Origin of the sequence: Streptomyces sp. NPDC093089, assembly GCF_044754405.1 — a bacterium.
Lineage (GTDB): Bacteria > Actinomycetota > Actinomycetes > Streptomycetales > Streptomycetaceae > Streptomyces.
The window spans coordinates 185,360-203,942 of record NZ_JBIVPA010000009.1 but is presented as its reverse complement, the minus strand read 5'-3'; the positions used below and the strand labels follow the sequence as shown (position 1 = coordinate 203,942).

The 18,583-nt window shown below is 74.5% G+C and carries 18 protein-coding genes; 11 read left to right on the top strand and 7 right to left on the bottom strand.

Features of this window, described 5'->3' with window-relative positions:
- Nucleotides 1–29 precede the first annotated feature (29 nt).
- A complete protein-coding gene (locus ACIQFX_RS22370) occupies nt 30–533 on the bottom strand; it encodes a MarR family winged helix-turn-helix transcriptional regulator (protein WP_402466065.1) in 504 nt (167 codons plus the stop codon).
- A gap of 90 nt (nt 534–623) precedes the next feature.
- On the opposite strand from ACIQFX_RS22370, the gene ACIQFX_RS22365 reads away from it, so the two are divergent.
- A complete protein-coding gene (locus tag ACIQFX_RS22365; RefSeq protein WP_402466063.1) occupies nt 624–2,468 on the top strand; it encodes an ABC transporter ATP-binding protein in 1,845 nt (614 codons plus the stop codon).
- 288 nt (nt 2,469–2,756) lie between these two features.
- Nucleotides 2,757–3,674 (top strand): endolytic transglycosylase MltG, encoded by a 918-nt coding sequence (mltG, locus tag ACIQFX_RS22360; protein WP_402466060.1) that lies wholly within the window; start codon nt 2,757–2,759, stop codon nt 3,672–3,674.
- A gap of 64 nt (nt 3,675–3,738) precedes the next feature.
- On the opposite strand, the gene ACIQFX_RS22355 is transcribed toward mltG, so the two are convergent.
- The 3 genes from ACIQFX_RS22355 to ACIQFX_RS22345 all read right to left on the bottom strand — a co-directional run bounded on the left by ACIQFX_RS22355 (nt 3,739) and on the right by ACIQFX_RS22345 (nt 6,382).
- The gene (locus ACIQFX_RS22355; RefSeq protein WP_402466542.1) at nt 3,739–4,806 is read right to left on the bottom strand and encodes an NAD(P)-binding domain-containing protein; all 1,068 of its coding nucleotides are present in this window, start codon (nt 4,804–4,806) and stop codon (nt 3,739–3,741) included.
- 226 nt (nt 4,807–5,032) lie between these two features.
- Nucleotides 5,033–6,154: an LLM class flavin-dependent oxidoreductase gene (locus tag ACIQFX_RS22350; RefSeq protein ID WP_402466058.1), complete on the bottom strand. Its 1,122-nt coding sequence runs from the start codon at nt 6,152–6,154 to the stop codon at nt 5,033–5,035.
- Between the two features lie 144 nt (nt 6,155–6,298).
- A complete protein-coding gene (locus ACIQFX_RS22345) occupies nt 6,299–6,382 on the bottom strand; it encodes a putative leader peptide (protein WP_402466539.1) in 84 nt (27 codons plus the stop codon).
- A 142-nt stretch (nt 6,383–6,524) separates the two neighbouring features.
- On the opposite strand from ACIQFX_RS22345, the gene ACIQFX_RS22340 reads away from it, so the two are divergent.
- Both ACIQFX_RS22340 and ACIQFX_RS22335 read left to right on the top strand, forming a co-directional pair.
- Nucleotides 6,525–7,073, top strand: coding sequence for an FABP family protein (locus ACIQFX_RS22340; protein WP_402466055.1), 549 nt, complete (start codon nt 6,525–6,527; stop codon nt 7,071–7,073).
- 3 nt (nt 7,074–7,076) lie between these two features.
- On the top strand, nt 7,077–9,095 hold the full coding sequence (locus tag ACIQFX_RS22335) for a prolyl oligopeptidase family protein (RefSeq protein WP_402466052.1): 2,019 nt from the start codon (nt 7,077–7,079) through the stop codon (nt 9,093–9,095).
- A gap of 46 nt (nt 9,096–9,141) precedes the next feature.
- On the opposite strand, the gene ACIQFX_RS22330 is transcribed toward ACIQFX_RS22335, so the two are convergent.
- A complete protein-coding gene (locus ACIQFX_RS22330) occupies nt 9,142–10,125 on the bottom strand; it encodes a LuxR family transcriptional regulator (protein ID WP_402466050.1) in 984 nt (327 codons plus the stop codon).
- Between the two features lie 148 nt (nt 10,126–10,273).
- On the opposite strand from ACIQFX_RS22330, the gene ACIQFX_RS22325 reads away from it, so the two are divergent.
- From ACIQFX_RS22325 to ACIQFX_RS22300, 6 genes are all read left to right on the top strand, one after another.
- A complete protein-coding gene (locus tag ACIQFX_RS22325) occupies nt 10,274–11,686 on the top strand; it encodes an aminopeptidase P family protein (RefSeq protein ID WP_402466048.1) in 1,413 nt (470 codons plus the stop codon).
- Between the two features lie 151 nt (nt 11,687–11,837).
- Nucleotides 11,838–13,085 carry an exo-alpha-sialidase gene (locus ACIQFX_RS22320; protein WP_402466045.1) on the top strand — a complete coding sequence of 416 codons (1,248 nt, stop codon included), beginning with the start codon at nt 11,838–11,840 and terminating at the stop codon, nt 13,083–13,085.
- A 142-nt stretch (nt 13,086–13,227) separates the two neighbouring features.
- Nucleotides 13,228–13,668 carry an STAS domain-containing protein gene (locus ACIQFX_RS22315; RefSeq protein ID WP_402466043.1) on the top strand — a complete coding sequence of 147 codons (441 nt, stop codon included), beginning with the start codon at nt 13,228–13,230 and terminating at the stop codon, nt 13,666–13,668.
- Between the two features lie 138 nt (nt 13,669–13,806).
- Nucleotides 13,807–14,322, top strand: coding sequence for a PadR family transcriptional regulator (locus ACIQFX_RS22310; RefSeq protein ID WP_402466040.1), 516 nt, complete (start codon nt 13,807–13,809; stop codon nt 14,320–14,322).
- A 94-nt stretch (nt 14,323–14,416) separates the two neighbouring features.
- Nucleotides 14,417–15,619, top strand: a complete 1,203-nt coding sequence (locus ACIQFX_RS22305) for a DUF2306 domain-containing protein (RefSeq protein WP_402466037.1) — start codon at nt 14,417–14,419, stop codon at nt 15,617–15,619.
- Entirely contained in the window at nt 15,616–16,524 is a 909-nt protein-coding gene (locus tag ACIQFX_RS22300; protein WP_402466034.1) for a hypothetical protein, read from the top strand. Before ACIQFX_RS22305 ends, ACIQFX_RS22300 begins: the two co-directional genes overlap by 4 nt.
- A gap of 79 nt (nt 16,525–16,603) precedes the next feature.
- On the opposite strand, the gene ACIQFX_RS22295 is transcribed toward ACIQFX_RS22300, so the two are convergent.
- Nucleotides 16,604–17,152: a hypothetical protein gene (locus tag ACIQFX_RS22295; protein WP_402466031.1), complete on the bottom strand. Its 549-nt coding sequence runs from the start codon at nt 17,150–17,152 to the stop codon at nt 16,604–16,606.
- Nucleotides 17,153–17,291: 139 nt separating this feature from the next.
- Here ACIQFX_RS22295 and ACIQFX_RS22290 point away from each other — a divergent pair, with 139 nt between their 5' ends.
- Complete coding sequence (locus tag ACIQFX_RS22290) at nt 17,292–17,960, top strand: isochorismatase family protein (RefSeq protein WP_402466028.1); 669 nt, start codon at nt 17,292–17,294, stop codon at nt 17,958–17,960.
- Here ACIQFX_RS22290 and ACIQFX_RS22285 read toward each other — a convergent pair.
- Nucleotides 17,947–18,549, bottom strand: a complete 603-nt coding sequence (locus ACIQFX_RS22285) for a TetR/AcrR family transcriptional regulator (protein WP_402466025.1) — start codon at nt 18,547–18,549, stop codon at nt 17,947–17,949. The genes ACIQFX_RS22290 and ACIQFX_RS22285 overlap by 14 nt on opposite strands.
- Nucleotides 18,550–18,583: the final 34 nt, after the last annotated feature.

Below are 18,583 nucleotides of genomic sequence, written 5' to 3'. Positions count from 1 at the left end.
CCCTTCGGCGCGTCCCCGTGCCGGGCGGATCAGCAGCCGCTCTCCGGGCCGCGGTCGACCAGGGCGGACAGCAGACCTCCGAGCACCTCGCGCTGTTCGACGGTCAATGGAGCAAGGATGTCCTCTGCCGCCGCCCGGCGCGCGCTGCGCAGCTCCCGCAGCGTGGCGCGTCCCGCGTCGGTGAGCTCGATCCGTATCACCCGGCGGTTGTGCGGATCGGGCACCCGGCGCACCCGGTCGCCCGCCTCCAGACCGTCGACGAGACTGGTCACGGCCCTGGGGACGACTTCGAGGCGGGCGGCGAGATCGGCCATCCGGGGCGGCTCGCCGAAGTGCGCGACCGTGCGCAGGAGCCTGGACTGGGCGGGAGTGATGCCGACCGGTTCCAGGTGGTGCTTCTGGATGCGGTGCAGACGGCGGGTGAGCCGCAGCAGCTGCTCGGCGAGGAGCCCGTCGGCGTCGGGCGTGCCCGGCCCGCCGGCCGGCCCGTCGCCCGTGCGGTCGGACGCGTCCGTGCGGTCGGAGGAGGTCATGCGGGAACAATATCAGGACCACGTTCATTGTGAGCATAGGTAACAATGAGCTATGCTCTGCTGGAAACTGTCGATCCTCCGAAGGAGCCCATGCGCCCCCACGACCAGTCCGACTGGACGCCACCACCCCGTGACTCCACCCGGCCGAAGGAGCCCGCCCAGCTGCGGCGCATCCTGCGGCTGTTCCGTCCCTACCGCGCGCGCCTCGCGCTCGTCGGCCTCCTGGTCGGCGCCGCCTCGCTCGTCTCGGTCGCCTCGCCGTTCCTGCTCAAGGAGGTCCTGGACACCGCGATCCCGCAGGGCCGCACCGGGCTGCTCAGCCTGCTCGCCCTCGGCATGATCGCCACCGCCGTGCTGAACGGCGTGTTCGGCGTGCTCCAGACCCTCATCTCCACCACCGTCGGCCAGCGCGTCATGCACGACCTGCGCACCGGGGTGTACGAGCAGCTCCAGCGGATGCCGCTCGCCTTCTTCACCCGCACCCGCACGGGCGAGGTCCAGTCCCGCATCGCCAACGACATCGGCGGCATGCAGGCGACCGTCACCTCGACTGCCACCTCGCTCGTCTCCAACCTCACCGCCGTCGTCGCGACCGTGGTCGCCATGCTCGCCCTCGACTGGCGCCTCACCCTCGTCTCGCTGCTCCTGCTGCCCGTCTTCGTCTGGATCAGCCGGCGGGTCGGCCGCGAGCGCAAGCGGATCACCACCCAGCGCCAGAAGCAGATGGCCGCCATGGCCGCCACCGTCACCGAGTCCCTCTCGGTCAGCGGCATCCTGCTCGGCCGCACCATGGGCCGCGCCGACTCCCTCACGCGGTCCTTCGCCGCGGAGTCCGAGCGCCTCGTCGACCTCGAAGTGCGCTCCTCCATGGCCGGACGCTGGCGGATGTCCACCATCAGCATCGTCATGGCCGCCATGCCCGCCCTGGTCTACTGGGCCGCCGGCATCGCGCTCGGCCCGGGCGGCGCCACGATCTCGCTCGGCACGCTCGTCGCCTTCGTCACGCTCCAGCAGGGCCTCTTCCGGCCCGCCGTGAGCCTGCTGTCGACCGGCGTCCAGATGCAGACCTCCCTCGCGCTCTTCCAGCGCATCTTCGAGTACCTCGACCTGCCCGTCGACATCGACGAGCCCGCCGAGCCGGTCCGGCTGCCGAAGGTCCGCGGCGAGGTCTCCTTCGAGAAGGTCGAGTTCCGCTACGACCCCGAGGCGACGGGCCGCCCGACCCTCGACGCCATCGACCTGGCCGTCCCCGCCGGGGGCAGCCTGGCCGTCGTGGGCCCCACCGGCTCCGGCAAGTCCACCCTCAGCTACCTGGTGCCCCGGCTGTACGACGTGACCGGCGGCCGGGTCACCCTCGACGGCGTCGACGTGCGCGACCTCGACTTCGACACGCTCGCCCGCGCGGTCGGCGTGGTCTCCCAGGAGACGTACCTCTTCCACGCCTCCGTCGCCGACAACCTGCGCTTCGCCAAGCCGGACGCCACCGTCGAGGAGATAGAGGCCGCCGCGCGCGCCGCCCAGATCCACGACCACATCGCCTCGCTCCCCGACGGGTACGACACCCTCGTCGGCGAGCGCGGCTACCGCTTCTCCGGCGGCGAGAAGCAGCGCCTGGCCATCGCCCGCACCATCCTGCGCGACCCGCCCGTGCTCATCCTCGACGAGGCGACCAGCGCCCTCGACACCCGGACGGAGCATGCGGTGCAGCGGGCCATCGACTCCCTGTCCGAGGGCCGCACCACCATCACCATCGCGCACCGGCTCTCCACCGTCCGCGACGCCGACCAGATCGTCGTCCTGGAGGACGGCCGGATCGCCGAGCGCGGCACGCACGAGGAGCTGCTCGCCCTGGACGGGAGGTACGCGGCCCTGGTCCGCAGGGACGCCCGTACCGAACAGGCGAACGTGGGAGCGGTTGTTCCCCAGAACGTGTGATCGTCCCGGGAATCGTTGCCCCGCTCCCGTACGGCGTCGGATGATTACGGAGTGCGAGCGAAGGGCTGCAGACCGCGACCGCACCGTCCCACTGATGAACCTGTACGAGGAGAAGCACCACCATGAACGTCATCACCAACCTGCTCGCCGGCGTCCTCCACTTCCTGGGCTGGCTCGTCTGACGATCGCAGTGCCCGGCGCCGCCGGTTCCCCGTCCCAGGGAACCGGCGGCGCCGCCGCGTGCGCGGGTTCCCCGGATTCCCGTACGGGCCGGGTTAGCGTGCGGCCATGACCTACCGGTCGCCGTCCCCGTACGTCCCCGCGGGCCGTCCCCGCCGCGCGCGGAGGCCCCGCCGTCCCGCGCTGCCCCGGCCTCCCCGCCGCACCCGCGGCCCGCGGCTCACCCGGCGCGGCCGCCTCGTGCTGCTGCTCGGAGCCCTGCTCACCGTGGCCGCCGCGATCTCCGTCCCGCTGCTGCTCACCCCCGACGAACCGGCCGTCGAACAGCCCCGCAACCTGCTCGTTCCCGAGGGCTGGCGGACCGGCCAGGTGTACACCGCCGTCGACCGGGCCCTCGGCCTGCCCGCGGGAACGGCGAGGAAGAAGGCGACCGCGCGCGGCACCGCCCTCCCGCTGCCCGCCGAGGCCGGCGGCAACCCCGAGGGCTACCTCTTCCCCGCGACCTACCCGGTGCTCGCCGCCACCTCCCCCGAAGGGCTGCTGCGCTTCATGGTGGACACCGCCGGCAAGCGCTTCGGGGCCCCGCGGGTCGCCGAGGGGGCGCGGGCGCACGGACTGAGCGTCCACCAGGCGGTGATCGCGGCCAGCATCGTCCAGGCCGAGGCCGACAACCCGGAGGACATGGCCAAGGTCGCCCGGGTCGTGCACAACCGCCTCGCCCGGGACATGGCCCTCCAGATGGACTCCACCCTCAACTACGCGCTGGGCCGCAGCACCGTGGACACGACGTACGAGGACACCCGGAGCACCAGCCCGTACAACACCTACGAGCGCAAGGGCCTCCCGCCGACCCCCATCGGCAATCCGGGGGACCAGGCGCTGGACGCGGTGCTCCGCCCCGCGGACGGCGACTGGCTCTACTTCGTCACGGTCGCCCCCGGCGACACCCGTTTCACCGCCGACTACGAGGCCCACCGGGCGAACGTGGCCGAGTTCAACGCCAACCGGAGCGCGGCCGCGCAGTGAGGCGGCCGGTCCTGCGCCTCGCCTCCGTCGCGGCCGGGCCCGCGACCGGGCCCACAACCTGGTCTCAGCCGGTCGTGACGCCGGTCCGCTCGCGGGCGAGGAGGCGGCGGATGTCGGAGACGGCGGCGCGGCCGGCCCGGTTGGCGCCGATCGTCGAGGCCGACGGGCCGTAGCCGACGAGGTGGACGCGCTCGTCCCGCACCGCGCGCGTCCCCTCGACCCGGATGCCGCCGCCGGGTTCCCGCAGCCGCAGGGGGGTCAGGTGGTCGATCGCCGCCCGGAACCCGGTGGCCCAGAGGATCACGTCCACGTCGGCGGTCCGGCCGTCGTCCCAGGCCACCCCGGTCGGGGTGACGCGGTCGAACATCGGCAGGCGGTCGAGGATCCCGCGCTCGCGCGCCGCGCGGATCGCGTCGTTCAGGGGCAGCCCGGTGACCGAGACGACGCTCCGTGGGGGAAGCCCGCGCCGGACGCGTTCCTCGACGAGCGCGACGGCGGCCCGCCCCTCGGCTTCCCCGAACGGCCCCTCGCGGTAGACGGGCTCGCGCCGGGTGACCCAGAACGTCTCGGCGGCGACGTCGGCGATCTCCATCAGGTGCTGCGTTCCGGAGGCGCCGCCGCCGACGACGAGCACCCGCTTCCCCGCGAAGGCCTCGGGGCCCGGGTAGCCGGCGGTGTGCAGCTGGCGCCCGCGGAACGTCTCCTGGCCCGGATAGCGCGGCCAGAACGGCCGGTCCCAGGTGCCGGTGGCGTTGATCAGGGCGCGGGTCGCGTACACCCCCTCCGAGGTCTCCACCCGCAGCCGCCCGTCCTCGCCCTCCCGGACGGCGGTGACGTCGACGGGCCGGTGGACCCGCAGGTCGAAGGTGCGCTCGTAGGTGTCGAAGTACGCGCCGATCACCTCCGAGGACGGCCGGGCCGGATCGGCGCCGGTCAGCTCCATGCCGGGCAGCGCGTGCATGCCGTGGACCTTGCCGTACGTGAGGGAGGGCCACCGGAACTGCCAGGCGCCGCCGGCGCGCGGGGCGTGGTCGAGGACGACGAAGTCCCGGTCCGGCTCCACGCCGGCGCGCCGCAGGTGGAAGGCGGCCGAGAGGCCCGCCTGTCCGGCGCCGATGACGACGACGTCCACCGTGCGGGCCTCCGCGCCCCGTTCCCCGGCTGCGGCCTCTTCGACCTCGAAATCGTTCACACTTCTACCAACCGGCGCCGGGGCGCGGATCTTCCTGGACCCGGGCCACCCGTACTTCTGCACCCCGGAACGCCGGGCCCCGGCACGCCGGACCTCGGTGCCGGGAACGCCGGCACCCGGAACCCACCGCCCCGACACCCCGCCACCCCTCCGCACCCCGCTCCCGCTACCCCGCGGGCAGCAGTCCGCGCGCGGCGAGCTCGGGGCGCACGCCCTCGCCGAACCGGTACGCCTCCTCCAGGTGCGGGTAGCCGGAGAGCACGAAGTGCTCGACGCCCAGGTCGTGGTACTCCTCGATCCGGTCCGCGACGTCGGCGTGGCTGCCGACGAGCGCCGTCCCCGCCCCGCCCCGCACCAGGCCGACGCCCGCCCACAGGTTCGGCGCGATCTCCAGCTCGTTCCGGTCGAGCGAGCCCCCGCGGTGCAGGGCCGGCATCCGCCGCTGGCCGACGGACTCGGTGCGCCCGAGGGCCTCCTGCGCGGCGGCGACCGTCCCGGGGCCGACGTCGGAGAGCAGCCGGTCGGCCGTCGCCCAGGCCTCGCGCGCCGAGTCGCGCGCGATCGTGTGGATCCGGATCCCGAACCGGACCGTCCGGCCGCGCTCCTCCGCGAGCCCCCGGATCCAGTCGATCTTCTCCTTCACCTGCCACGGCGGCTCACCCCAGGTGAGGTAGACGTCCGCGTGCTCCGCGGCCACCGGTCCGGCCGCCTCGGACGAGCCGCCGAAGAAGACCTCGGGCAGCGGGTCCGGCGGCAGCGCCGTCAGCCCGCCGTGGATCCGGAAGTGCTCGCCCTCGAAGTCGAACGGCCGGCCGCCCCAGACGCCCCGCACCACCGAAAGGAACTCGGCCGTGCGCGCGTACCGCCGGTCGTGGTCGAGGTGGTCGCCGAACCGCCGCTGCTCGGCCGCGTCCCCGCCGGTGACCACGTTGAGCAGCAGCCGGCCACGGGTGATCCGCTGGTACGTGGCCGCCATCTGCGCCGCCAGGACCGGGGAGACCGCACCCGGCCGGAACGCCACCAGGAACCTGAGCCGCTCCGTGTGCTGGGCCAGGGCCATGGTGGTCAGCCACGCGTCCTCGCACCACGTCCCGGTCGGGGTCAGCACCGCCTCGAACCCCAGCCGCTCGGCGGCCTTCGCGATCTGGACCAGGTAGTCGACGTCGGGGGCGCGCACACCGGACACCCTCCCGTTCCGGGTGATCCCCCCGTCCGCGTAGGCGTGCCGGTCGACGAGGGTCCGGCCGTCGCCGCCGGTCGGCAGGAACCAGTGCAGGTGAACGGTCATCAGGAGGTCTTTCCGCGGACGTGCCGCGGCCGCCTGGGCCGAGGGCCACGTGAGGGTGCGCCCCGGCGCCCGCGGGCGCGGAGCGGACACGCGCGCACGGGGGACCCCGGGACGGAGAGGGGAAGGTGGTGGGGCGAGAGGGCGTCAGCGGCCGCGGCGACACGCGGCGGAGGCCACCCGGAGCAGGTCGATGTGACCACGCGAGGTGAGCGGGGCTGTACGCGACATGGCGCGAACGTAGCCGCCGCCCCCCGCCGGGTCAACGGCCGTCTCGGAGCCCGGACCGGACCCCGCTCCCCGATCCGGCCTGATCGGCAGGACGCCCCCTAAGCTGCGATCCGGTACCGAACCCGACCCCGGAGCGCACCACATGATCGACCGCGAGCGGCAGTACCCCTACCCCGACGCCCTGGCGCCGGAGGAGCCGCCCGCCCCGCACGAGCTGCTCGCACCCGTGGCCGGCCTGCTCGGGACGTGGGTCGGCCGCGGCAGGGGCGAGTACCCGACGCTCGCCGAGGAGTTCGCGTACGAGCAGGAGGTCACCTTCAGCCACGACGGGCGGCCCTTCCTCCACTACGAGGCGCGCGCCTGGATCGTCGACGCGGACGGGACCCCGCTGCGCCCGGCGGCGCGAGAGAGCGGCTGGTGGCGGATGAAGCCGGACGGCGGCGTGGAGGCGCTGATCACCCAGCCGACCGGCATCGCGGAGATCATGGTCGGCCGGGCGGGGGACGGCGCGGTCGACCTCGCCACGCACACGGTCGCCCTCGCTCCCACGGCGAAGCACGTCGAGGCGACCCGCCGCCGCTATACGCTCGCGGACGACGGCACGCTCGACTTCCTCCACGACCTCGCGGCGGTCGGGCAGCCGTTGCGCCACCACCTTTCGGCACAGCTGCGACGTGAGGACGGGAAGTAGCACATGGGAGAAGAGACCGACGTCGACCCGTACCTCTGGTTGGAGGACGTGTCGGGCGAGGCCGCGCTCGCCTGGGTGGCCGAGCGGAACGCCGAGACCGCCGAGGCGCTCGCCGCCGACCCCGGCTTCGACCCGCTGAAGAAGCGGCTGCGGGAGGTGCTCGACGCCTCGGACCGCATCCCGTACACCGTCCGCCGCGGCCCGCACCTCTACAACTTCTGGCGGGACGCCGAGCACGTGCGGGGCCTGTGGCGGCGCACGACACTGGAGCAGTACCGCAAGGACGCCCCCGAGTGGGACGTCCTCCTCGACCTCGACGCCCTCGCCGACGCCGAGGGCGAGAAGTGGGTGTGGGACGGGGCGCGGGTGCGCCGCCCGGACCACGACCTGGCGCTGATCCGGCTGTCGCGGGACGGCGGGGACGCCGTCGTGGTCCGCGAATTCGACCTGGAGAAAAGGGAGTTCGTCGCGGACGGGTTCCGGCTGCCGGAGGCGAAGACGCGGATCGGGTGGATCGACGCCGACACCGTCTTCGTCGGCACGGACACCGGTGCCGGCGCGCTCACCGACTCCGGCTACCCGCGCCAGGTCCGCAGATGGCGGCGCGGCACCCCGGTCGCCGAGGCCGAACTCGTCTTCGAGGCCGGGCAGGACGACGTGTCGGCCTGGGGGCAGCACGACAGCACGCCGGGCTTCGAACGGGACTTCGTCGGCCGCTCGCTGGACTTCTTCCGCAGCGAGACCCACCTGCTCCGGCCGGACGGCACCCTGGTCCGGATCGACGTACCGGACGACGCCCTCGCCTACGCGCACCGCAAGCACCTGATCGTCACCCTGAAGTCCGACTGGCTGGGGCAGCCCACCGGCTCCCTGCTCGCCTTCGACTTCGACGCCTTCCTGGCCGGCGACCGCACCCCCGAGGTGCTGTTCACCCCCGACGGCCGCACGGCCCTGGCCGGGCACGCCTGGACCCGCGGCCATCTGATCCTGGAGACGCTGCGGGACGTCAGCACCCGCATCGAGGTCCTCACCCCCGCCCCCGGCGGCGGATGGACCCGCGAACCGCTCGTCGGGGTCCCCGAGCTGTCCGCCGTCAGCGTGGTCGACACCGACCCGGACGTCTCCGACGAGTACTTCCTGGACGTCTCCGGCTTCCTCCAGTCGTCCTCCCTGTACCGCGGGCGGATCGGCGGCGACTCCGAGACGCTCAAGCAGGCCCCGGAACGCTTCGACACCGCCGGCCTCTCCGTGGCGCAGCACTTCGCGACCTCCCGGGACGGCACCCGCGTGCCCTACTTCGTCATCGGTCCCGACCACGCCGCCACCGGCCCCGGCCCCACGCTGCTCTACGGCTACGGCGGCTTCGAGGTCTCCCTCACCCCGTACTACGGCGGGGTGACCGGCCGGGCGTGGCTGGAACAGGGCGGCACCTACGTCATCGCGAACATCCGCGGCGGCGGCGAGTACGGGCCGGACTGGCACCAGGCCGCGCTCCGCGCCGAGCGGCCGCGGGCCTTCGAGGACTTCGCGGCCGTCGCCGAGGACCTCGTCGCCCGGGGCATCACCACACCGGGCGCGCTCGGGGCGGCGGGCGGCAGCAACGGCGGGCTGCTGATGGGCGCGATGCTCACCCGCCATCCGGAGCTGTTCGGCGCGATCGTCGCCCAGGTGCCGCTCCTCGACATGGCCCGCTTCCACAAGCTCCTCGCGGGCGCGTCCTGGATCGCCGAGTACGGCGATCCGGACGACGAGGCCGACCTGCCGCACCTGCTGGACCTCTCGCCGTACCACGGGCTCGCGGCGGACCGGCCGTACCCGCCGGTCCTCCTCATGACCTCGACCCGCGACGACCGCGTCCACCCCGGGCACGCCCGGAAGACGGCGGCCCGGCTGCGGGAGCTCGGCCATCCGGTGCTCTTCCACGAGAACACCGGCGGCGGCCACGCGGGCGCGGGCGACAACGAGCAGGCCGCGCACAACAGCGCCCTGATGTACACCTTCCTGCGTCGGCACCTCACCTGACGCGGCGGCGGTGACCCGGTGCCCCGGCCGCGACCGGGGCCCCGGGTCACAGCCAGCCCGAGCGCTGGGCCTGGAGCGCCAGCTGGAACCGGTTCGTCGCGCCGAGCCGGGCCATCAGGACCTGGATGCGGCGGAAGAGCGTGCGGCGGCTGACGCCGAGCTCGCGGGCGATGACCTCGTCGGCCGCGCCGCCCGCGAGGAGACGCAGCAGACGCCGGTCCGCGGGCAGGAGGCCGGCGGGCCGGGTGGCGCGGCCGTGGAAGGGCAGCGCGCTCTGCCAGGCCTGCTCGAACAGGGCCACGAGCGCGGAGAGCAGCCCGCACGGCTGCACCACCAGCATGGTGTTGTGGACGTCCGACTCCTTGATCGACAGGGACACCATCGCGTACGCCTCGTCGATGATCACGAGTTTCACCGGCACCGACGGCAGGACCCTGGCCTGCTCCCCGGCCTCGATGCACGGCTCGATGGCCGACTCCAGGTTCCCCGGGTGCTCCAGGGACTCCCGCGAGTACACGACCCGCTGCGTCACCCCGCGGGCGAGCGTCGCCAGCGCGTCCTCGGTGGCTCCCGGCAGGGGGAAGTACGGCGGTGAGTCGAGCTGTCGGATCTGCTCGCGCGCGCTCGTCCACGCCTGGCGCATCCGGAGCCCCACGGCGTCCCCGGTGACGATCTCCACGAGGTGGTCGCCGTGCGAGGCGAGCCGCTGCCGCCGGAAGGTCTCGAACGCGCCGCCGACGGTGATCCGGGACTCGTCGAGCTCTGCCGCCCGGTGCCGGCCGAGGATCTCGAGACCGGCGGCCGGCGGCACCGGCGCCACCACCTCGGGCCCCTCCTCGGCGGCGCTCGCCAGACCGGCGTCGACCAGCTCCCCGTACGCCGCCGCCAGCCCGGCGCCCGTCAGACCGGCCGCGGACCCGATGGCGCCGAGCGGTGCGGGGCCGAGTTCGAGGAGCTTCAGATAGACCCGGCCGGCCTCGTCGCCGATCCCCAGAAGCCGGAGCGCCTCACTGAGCTTCGCGTTCGCCATGGACCGCATTATCGTCCCCCGTCACCCCCGCGGTGGCCGATCAGTGCCACTGGCGGTCCTGGGCACCCGGCGGCCGCGCGGCGCAGTACCGTCCGGATGCCACCGACCACCGGTGGCCTGGCAACTCACCCGGAAGAAGGTGCAGGACGTGGCGAAGGGTCGCAAGAACGGCCTCTACAACGGCGTCTCCGAGGAGCTTTCCGCCCTCATGAGGACCGGCTGGGCGGACACCGAGCGGCACGATCTCGAACCCGACGAGCAGGCCCCGCACGCGGCCCGCCGCCGCGCCGCGCTCTCCGCCCGCTTCCCCGGCGAGCGCCTGGTGATCCCGTCGGGCAACCTCAAGACCCGCTCCAACGACGACACGTACCCCTTCCGCGCGTACTCCGGCTACGTGCACATGACCGGCGACCAGGCCCGCGACTGCGCGCTCGTCCTCGAACCCCGCGCGGACGGCGGCCACGACGCCTACTGCTACCAGCTGCCCCGCGACAGCCGGGACAGCGACGAGTTCTGGATGGGCTACACGGCGGAGCTGTGGATGGGCCGCCGCCGCACCCTCGCCGAGTCCGAGGTCGTCCTCGGCCTCGCCTGCCGCGACGTCCGCTCCCTCGCCGACGACCTGGCCGCCGGCGCGGGCGTGCCCACCCGGATCGTCCGCGGCGTCGACGCCGCCCTCGAAGCGGCCGTCACCACCGACGAGGACCGCGACACCGAACTGGACGGCACGCTCAGCGAACTCCGGCTCGTCAAGGACGCGTGGGAGATCGGCGAGATGCGCAAGGCCGTCGACTCCACCGTCCGCGGCTTCACCGACTGCGTCGGCGAGCTGTCCCGCGCGGTCGCCTCGTCCGAGCGGTGGATCGAGGGCACCTTCTTTCGCCGGGCCCGCCTGGAGGGCAACCACGTCGGGTACGGCTCGATCTGCGCCGCCGGCGAGCACGCCACGATCATGCACTGGACCGACAACGACGGCCCGGTGCGGCCCGGCGAGCTCCTCCTGCTCGACGCCGGCGTGGAGACCCACTCCCTCTACACCGCCGACGTCACCCGCACCCTCCCCATCAGCGGCACCTTCAGCCCCGTGCAGCGCCAGGTGTACGACGCGGTGTACGAGGCCCAGGAGGCCGGCATGGCCGCGGTGAAGCCCGGCGCCCCGTACCGCGCCTTCCACGAGGCCTCCCAGCGCCACCTGGCAGCCCGGCTGGTCGAGTGGGGCTTCATCGAGGGCCCCGTCGACCGCGCCTACGAGCTCGGCCTCCAGCGCCGCTTCACCATGGCGGGCACCGGCCACATGCTCGGTCTCGACGTCCACGACTGCGCGCAGGCCCGCACCGAGGAGTACGTCGGCGGCGTCCTCGAAGCGGGCATGGTCCTCACCGTCGAGCCCGGCCTGTACTTCCAGCCGGACGACCTGACCGTCCCCGAGGAGTGGCGCGGCATCGGCGTCCGGATCGAGGACGACCTCCTGGTCACCGAAGACGGCCACGAGAACCTGTCGGCGGGCCTGCCGCGCTCCTCGGCCGACGTCGAGGCGTGGATGGCCCGGTTCGCCGGCTGACGCCCCGGAGGACGTCCACGGGTTTCGCCCGCGCGGAACCCGGCGTTGTCCCCGCGTTCAGGTCGCCGCCTCCTCCGGCGGCGACCTTCGGCCGGTGAGCCGCGACGCGGTGGAACAGCCGCGGAACAGCGGCGGAGCGGCAGGAGGACCCGTGAGGCGTGCGGCGGTGGGCGTGGTCGCGGTGCTCGCCGTGACCACCGCGGGGCTGCTCGCCGCGGCCCGCACCGGACCATCGGGACGGGGGGAACCGGCGCCGGGCCGTGCGGGGCCCGGCGCCGGCTGTACGTCGTCCGTCCCGTACGCCTCCGGCGCGGGCGGCTACGCGGGCTACCGCATCCCGGCCGTCGTCCGGACCCGGGCCGGCACCGTGCTCGCCTTCGCGGAGGGCCGGTCCGGCGGCGCCGGGGACAGCGGCGCCATCGACATCGTGGTGCGGCGCTCGGAGGACGGCGGGTGCACCTGGGGACCGCAGTCGGTCGCCGCGGACGGCGCCGGCGACACCCGCGGCAACCCCGCGCCGGTCGTCGACCCGCGCTCCGGCGACGTGGTCCTCGTCAGCTCGTTCAACGGCGGCGAGGCGACGGAAGGGCGGATCCTGGGCGGAGAGGTCCCCGCCGCGCGAGGCCGCCGGGTCTTCGTACAGCGCAGCTCCGACGACGGCCGGACCTTCTCCGCGCCGCGCGAGATCACCGCGTCCGTGAAGCGACCCGAGTGGCGCTGGTACGCCACCGGCCCCGGCCACGCCCTCGCCCTGACCCGGGGCCCGCACGCCGGCCGCCTCGTCGTCCCCGCCAACCACTCCGCGCCGCCGGCCCCGGGCTCCGGGGACACCGGCCGCGAGCCCCGCCACTACGGGGCGCACGCCCTCCTCAGCGACGACGGCGGACGGACCTGGCGCCTCGGCTTCGTCGACGACACCTACGACGGCCTCGTCAACACGAACGAGTCCGCGGTCGCCGAACTCCCCGACGGGAGACTCTACTTCAGCTCCCGCGACCAGCTCGGCACCAGTCCGGGCAACCGGGCGGACGCCGTGTCGGCCGACGGCGGCGCCACCCTCGCGCGCCCCTTCACCCCCCAGCGCACCCTGGACGGCGTCCCCGTGGTGCAGGGCGGCGTCCTGTACGTCGGCGGGCCGGGCGGCGCCCTGCTCCTCTCGGCCCCCTCGGTACCGACCGCCCGCGAGGACCCCGCGCTGTGGAGCAGTACGGACGGCGGCCGGACGTTCCGCGCGCCGCTCCTCGTCTCCCGGCGGAAGGCCGCCTACTCGGACCTGGTGCGCCTGGACGCGGGCACGGTCGGGCTCCTCCACGAGACGGGGACCGCGAGCCCCTACGAGACCGTCGAGTTCCGGCGGATCCCGATCGGCGCGGGCGGAGTGCCGGAGGTCGAGCGCTAGTTCGGTGTTCGGGCGCGCGGGCGGGGCCGAAGGGGTGGAGAGTTCACCGATTCAGGTGATAGCGGTCAAGGTGAAACGTCCCTTCATTCCAGGGCGCGGCCACCCTCGACGTGACACGCGGAGCCACCCTGTGGAGCACCCGATGCAGCTGATCCCCCGTCACGACCCTTACCTCGTCGTCCGATCGACCGGCGGTGCCACCGTCGCCGCGCTCCGCGGTGAGCTCGACCTCGTCCTGGTCCGGCACCTGCGGCCCGAGCTCGACGCCCTCGTGCGGGAGTCCGACGCCCTGACCGTCGACATCCGGCGCCTCACCTTCTGCGACGCCACCGGGCTCGGCCTCCTCGCCCACTGCGCCGGGCGCGCGCACCGGCGCGGCACCCGTTGGCGACTCCTCTGCGACCAGCCCTGGATCCTCCGGCTCATCCGCCTCAGCGGGCTCGTCGACCTGCTCCGCCCGGAGGCCGCGCCGGACGGGCCGGCGGTCCAGCCGGACACCGCGTTCCCGCCGCTCCCCGTGTTCCCCGTGCCCTCCGCCGAGCCCGGGTGGTCGGGGCCGGGCCTCGCCGGACGCTTCCCGTAGGAGTGGCGGAAGGGCCCGGCGAGGGGCTCCCGGACGGTCGGGTCCGGGGCGCGCGCGTGGCGGCTTCCCGACCGGCGGGGGTGGCGGATGGCCGCCTCACCAGGGACTTCGGGCGCGGAGCGCGGTACGGTCGGCGGCATGTCTGAAGTCCGGTTGACCACGCCCTCCTTCCTCGTCCTCGGCATCATCGACAAGCTGGGCGAGGCCAGTCCGTACGACGTGAAGGTCGAGGCGGCGCGGACCGTGGCGCCGTTCTGGTCGATGCCGCACGCGCAGGTCTACGCCCAGTGCGACCGGCTCGTGGAGGCGGGGCTCCTGTCCGAGGTCCGGCAGTCGGGCGGCCGGAACCGGCGCCTGATGCGGCTCACCGAGGAGGGCGCGGAGGCCCTGCGCGGCTGGCTCGCCGACCCCTCCTTCGTCCCGGTCGAGGCCCGCGAACGGGGCATTCTCAAGCTGTGGTTCGGCGCGAGCCCGCGCGTCCACGCCCCGGTCCAGCTGGAGGAGCACCGCAAGACCCTCGACGGGTACGAGGAACTGGCCGTGGACGTGGGTGAGTTGCTGACCCGCGGGCAGCGCGAGGCGCTGGAGTTCGGCATCCGGTATGAGCGGATGATGGTCGATTTCTGGCAGTGGGTCGAGCGCCGCGAACCCTGAGTTCGTTACCGACCGGTTGACCTGGGCCCGGCCCCGCCCTACCTTCCTCCATAGTCCAGACAGGACTATGCGGGTGCGGAGGAGGGGGACCGCCGTGGGGCGTCCGACGAGCACGAGACGGGGCCGGGCCGCCGTCGTCGCGGTGACGGTGGTCTGCCTGGCGTACGCGCCGATCGCCATGACCGAACTCTGGCCCTACGCGAGCCCCGGGGCCCCGGCCCCCGGCGAGTGGATCCTCGGCCGGTCCGTCTCCCCGGAGTTCGTCGCCGAGGCCGTGCGCGACCGCATGGGACCGTACGGGCGCAGCCTGCTCCCGCTGATCGTGCACTCCGTCCTGGGCGGCCTCCTGATGCTGCTCGGCCCGGTGCAGCTGCTGTCGGCCGTGCGCCGCCGCATCCGGCTGCACCGGATCACCGGCACCGTGTTCGCGGTCACCGTGTACGCGTCGATGGCCGGCGCCGCGCTCTACCTCGTCCGCACCCCGCCGGAACAGGCCTTCAGCGGGGCCGCGTTCTGGATCGTCCTCGCCACGATCCTCGTGGGCACCGTCGGCAGCGTGACCTTCGGCGTCCTCGCCGCCGTCCGCGGCTTCCCCGACCTGCACCAGCGCTGGCTGCTGCTCTGCTACGGCTTCCTCATGACCGCCCCGCTGCTGCGGCTCGAATGGGGCTTCCTCCCGTCCCTCTACCCCGGCCTCGGCATCCTCGACATCAACCGCGTCGCGATCATGCACCTCGGCTCGCTCGTGGCCTTCGGCGCGCTCCTCGCCTCCCGCGCCCTCGACCGCCGCGACACCGTCCCCTGCCTCACCGGCACCTGGTGCCCCGCGCCCGTCCAGACGGCCGCCCACCTCGCGGGCGCCGCCGGCCTCGTCTGGATCACGGCCGCCTTCCTCGACGGCGGGACCGCCGGCCGGCGCCTGCTCGTCGCCTACCTCGTCCCGTACGCCGTGACGTACGCCGTCGTCGCCGCACGGGCGGTCCGGGCCGGCGGGCACTGGGCGCGCGAGGAATGGAGGCTCCACCTTGCCGCCCTCTGCCTTGCCCCCGCCTTCTCCGCGGTGACCGTGCCCGTACTGGAACGCTCCATGGGCCTCGACCGGCCCACGGCCATGATCGCGGGCGTCGGCATCGGCGGCGGCATGCTCGCCTACGCCGCCGTCACGGTGGTCAGCCTGCGCGTCCTCCACGCCCGTGAACTCCTCAGGCGCCGCCAGGCGTTCGCCGACCTGCCGACCGCCCCCGCCGAGGGCGTCACGGCGACCCCCGCCACCGCCACGGAAGGACGGCAGGCATGAGCGACACGGTGCAAGGCCGGGAACTCTCGCCCGCCGTCGTGCTCCTGAGCGGCGTCGTCGGCGGCATCAGCCTCGCCGTCGGCGGACTGCTCGCCGCGACCAGCCTCCTCGGCTACCGCGCCGGGGCCTGGGTGTCGCCGGAAGCCTTGAGCCCCGGGCTCGTCGGCGCGGCCATGCTGGGCGTGGCACCCGCGCTGTTCACCATCGGCCGGGCCCGCGTCTGGGAGGAGGTGCGGAGCCTCGCGCTGCCGCTCGCGACCGTCCTCGTCGGGCTCTTCGCCGTGAGCCTCCTGAACGCCGGCAGCCTCCAGGCCTTCCACGGCGGTCCGATCTTCCTCGCCCTGTTCAGCCTCGGCTGGGTCGCCACCCTCGGCGTGCTCGCCCTCGCCGCCGTGGGCTGCCTCGCCGCGCAGTACCGCAAGCCGGTCAGGACCGCGCGCCCGGTCGGGGAAGCGGACGCGGGACACGGCGCGGACGACGCACCGCGGCGGCCGTCCGCGCCGCTGCCCGGCTGGTCCAAGCCCCCGCTCGCGGTCCTCGGTTCCGGCTGGCTCGGCATCGGGGCGGGCCTCCTCGCCTTCCCCGGCTTCTGGGGCCCGCTGCTCCCCTGGACGGTGAACCGCGCCGACGCCCAGGGCCTCGGAGTGTGGGCGCTGTCCCTCGGCGTCGGCGTCCTCGCCTCCCTCGCCGAGGACGACCTCGCCCGCACCCGCCCCGCCCTCCGCGCCGTCCCCGCCGTCGCCCTCGCCACGGCCGTCCTCCTCGCCGTGCACGCCGGCTCCGTCGACTGGGCGTCGGGCCCCGGGATCGCCCTGGCGGCCCTGGTCACCGGCCTGTTCGCCACCGGCCTTTCGGGCCAGTGGCTCCTGTCCCGGGCCGACCGCCGGAGCGCCGCGGACACCTGACGGGGGCCGCGTGTCACGGACACCCGAGGGCCGTCGGCGCGTCGCCGGCACCCGCTGGGCGCCGGCGACCGGGCGCAACTCAGGGGCGCCAGCGCGGAGCCTCGTCGTCCGGTGTGTCCGGGCTCGCGAAGTGGAAGGGCACGGCCAGGTCGGCGGCGAGGGCCCGGCCCACCTGCTCCGCGACGACCGCCGACGGGTGGCGCGGCAGCCGCGCGCGGTCGTCGCCGAGGTGCCGGACGGCGGTTCCGTGGTGGACGGTGGCCAGGGTGCGCTCGCCGGCGGGCTCGTCGGTGATCGCGAGGAGGTCCACGAACCAGTCGCGCACGGTGTCGCCGTCCCACACCGCCTCGATCGCGACGACCCGCCCGGGGCAGCCCGCGGCGCGGGCCGCCAGGGACTCCTGGTCGAGCGGGCTGTCGGGGGTGCGGGCGACCCGGTCGCCGTGGTGCAGATAGCGGTGGTGGACGAGGAGTTCGGCGTTGTGGAGCCCCAGACCACGGGCGCGGCAGACCTCCAGGACGGCACGGACCGCCGGCATGCGGGCGTCCTGGAGGACGTAACCGTCGACCTGCGCGCGTATCCCGGCCGGCAGCAGTTCCCACCACTCGGACGCGTCCGTCGTTCCCATGCCTGCCATCCCCACCCGCCGTCGCTCCTGACCGACGCCAGGCTAACCCGCGGCGCGGAGCGCGCGCCCGGGCATTTCGGCCGGTCGCGGTGCCGGAACTCCGTGGCGGCGGAGGCACCGCGGGAGTGATGATGGCGGGATGACCCAGCCCGTGGAGACCGAGGAGCCCGTGGAGCCCGTGGAGTCCGTGGAAACAGCGCAGCCCGTGGAGACAGCGCAGCCCGTCGAGACGGTGGAACCCGTGGACGCCCTGATCGTCGTGGACGTGCAGTCGGCGTTCGTCACCGGGGACGGGGCCGTGCCGGCCGCCGCCCGGCTCGTCGACCGTACGGCCGACCTGATCGCCCGGGCCCGCGGGGCGGGCGCGCTCGTCGTCCACCTCCAGAACGACGGTCCGCCCGGCTCGGAGGACGAACCCCACACGCCGGGCTGGGAGCTGCACCACCCCGTCGAGACGGGCCCGCGGGAGACGGTGATCCGCAAGCCGCGCGACGACGGCTTCCACGGGACCCCGCTCGGCGGTGTGCTCGGCGACGCGGGGGTCACGGCGGTCGCCGTGTGCGGCGTCATGTCGGAGATGTGCGTCCAGGCGACGGCCCGTACGGCCCTGGAGCGCGGCTACCGGGTCGTCGTGCCGCACGACGCGCACGCCACCCAGGACTGCCCCGCCGTGCCGGGGGTCAGCGAGATCGTCCCGGCGGCCACGGTCTCCCGTGTCGCCGCCTACGCCCTCGGCAGCGACGCCGAGGTCACCGTGCCCGCCGCCGCCGTCGCGTTCACCGCGCCCCCGGCGGTCACTCCGCGCTGAGCGAGCGCCAGACGCGGTCCGGCAGGACGCGCGCGGCTTCGGCGAGGTCGAGGTCGTCGTCGTGCGTGCGGGCGAGCCAGCGGCGGGCGGTCTCCGCCGCCGGGCCGATGATCAGGGCCTCGACCACCGGCCCGGGGAGCGGCGCGATCTCGCCCGCCTCGACGCGCGGCCGCATCCACGCCCCGACCGCGGCGAGCAGCGGCTCCCCGGCCTCGCGGACGCGGTCGGCACGGGCGGTCGGGCAGCCCGAGTACGCCGAGGCGTGCAGGAACAGCGCCGCGTCGGGGTGCTCCTCGGTGAAGCGGAGGTACGCCGTGATCACCGCGCGCACCCCGGTGCGGGCGGTCCTCGCGCGGGTCAGGGCGGCGACGACCTGGCCGCACAACTGCTCCGTGCACCGGACGTACAGGGCGGCGGCGAGGCCGTCGAAGCTGCCGAAGTGGTGGTACAGGCTGCCGAGGCTGACGCCGCTGGCCGCCGAGACCGCGTTCACCGTGAAGCCCTGCCGGCCGGACTCCGCGTACACCCGCAGGGCGGTCGTCAGCAGGCGCTCGACCGTGGCCTCGCCACGCTGCTGCTTGGGGGACATGCCGGACACCCTAATGCAGCGGTGACTCCCCGTA